Annotated in this window: 1 rRNA gene; it reads right to left on the reverse strand. The window is 53.6% G+C overall.

From position 1 onward, the window contains the following. Positions 1-524 (reverse strand): 23S ribosomal RNA (locus tag ACYUCW_RS18165); the annotation flags it as partial.

Raw genomic sequence — 524 nt, forward strand, 5'->3', positions numbered from 1 at the left:
AGGGACTTTACCTACCGCCAGCGTGCCTTCTCCCGAAGTTACGGCACCATTTTGCCTAGTTCCTTCACCCGAGTTCTCTCAAGCGCCTGAGTATTCTCTACCTGACCACCTGTGTCGGTTTGGGGTACGATTGTTGGTAACCTGAAGCTTAGAGGCTTTTCCTGGAAGCGGGGCATCAATTGCTTCACCACCTTGGTGGTTCGTCATCACATCTCAGCATTAAGTGACCGGATTTGCCTAATCACTCTGCCTACCTGCTTGAACCGGGACGACCGTCGCCCGGACAACCTAGCCTTCTCCGTTCCCCCATCGCAGTTACCACCAGTACGGGAATATTAACCCGTTTCCCATCGACTACGCTTTTCAGCCTCGCCTTAGGGGTCGACTCACCCTGCCCCGATTAACGTTGGACAGGAACCCTTGGTCTTCCGGCGTGCGGGTTTTTCACCCGCATTATCGTTACTTATGTCAGCATTCGCACTTCTGATACCTCCAGCATACCTCACAGTACACCTTCGCAGGCT

This window comes from Proteus sp. MB838 (assembly GCF_054767435.1).